Below are 1,237 nucleotides of genomic sequence, written 5' to 3'. Positions count from 1 at the left end.
ATCCAGGCGAGAAGACCCCCACTTCAATTTTGTGAAGGGGTAGACTAAAAATAAGTGGGGGATGAATCGCCTTCGGACAAGGGATAGCTTTTGCTATCCTAGTTGTCCGACTATAAAACTTCTTCTTGATTTCTGCATTATGAAATACAGGAACATTTGTTTTCGTTCAACTATTAAATAAGGTATAATGAAAGAAAAGGTGGTGAGAGTATTGTGTTAATTAATAAAGCGTACAGGTTTCGAATCTACCCAAATAAAACCCAGATCACTCTCATTAACAAAACAATCGGATGCTCCCGATTTGTATTCAATCATTTCCTTGCCGAATGGAACCAAACATATAAGGAAACTGGAAAAGGATTGAATTACAAATCTTGTTCAGCGGAGCTAACGAAATTAAAAAAAGAACTCCCGTGGCTAAAAGAAGTAGACAGCATCGCTCTTCAATCTTCTTTGAAACACCTCTCAGATGCCTACAACCGGTTTTTCAACAAGCAAAATCGTGCACCAGTATTCAAAACAAAGAAGAATAACGTCCAATCCTATCTTACCAAATATACGAACGGGAATATCGAAATAATCGGAAGCAAAGTAAAATTGCCAAAGCTTGGGCTTGTACGATTTGCAAAGAGTCGCGAAATTGACGGGCGCATTATCAACGCGACGGTAAGGTGCAATCCAAGCGGGAAGTATTTTGTATCCATTATGGCAGAAGTCGAATCCCGGTCTTTTGAGAAAACAGGATCAACGGTGGGTGTGGATGTCGGACTAAAAGATTTTGCCGTTCTTTCAGATGGTACTATCCATCCGAATCCTAAGTTCTTCCGTACATTAGAAGAAAAACTGGCAAGAGCGCAACAAATTCTATCAAGACGAAAAAAAGGCAGTTCAAATTGGAACAAACAGCGAATCAAGGTAGCCCGTATTCACGAAAAAATTACAAATGCCCGAATGGATTACTTGCATAAAATCTCTACGGATGTCATCAAAAATCACGATTGTATCGGGATAGAGGATTTGCAAGTAAACAGCATGCTAAGAAACCATCAATTAGCTAAAGCGATTAGTGAAGCATCTTGGACACAATTTCGAACCATGTTGGAATACAAAGCAAAGTGGTATGGCAAACAAGTCGTTGTGGTTGCCAAAAACTTTGCCTCCTCTCAGGCTTGTTCAAATTGTGGATACAGAAATAAAGACGTTAAGAATTTAAATTTGCGTGAATGGGATTGTCCAA

At 39.2% G+C, this 1,237-nt stretch carries 1 protein-coding gene; it reads left to right on the top strand.

Annotation, left to right across the window (positions count from 1 at the left end):
• Nucleotides 1–213: 213 nt before the first annotated feature.
• The coding region (gene tnpB, locus ACW2QC_RS20195; protein ID WP_457545721.1) for an IS200/IS605 family element RNA-guided endonuclease TnpB at nt 214–1,237 on the top strand (1,024 nt) is incomplete at its 3' end.

The organism is Virgibacillus sp. FSP13 (assembly GCF_054048505.1).
The sequence above is the reverse complement of the archived record's forward strand: the minus strand, read 5'-3'. Positions and strand labels throughout refer to the sequence as shown.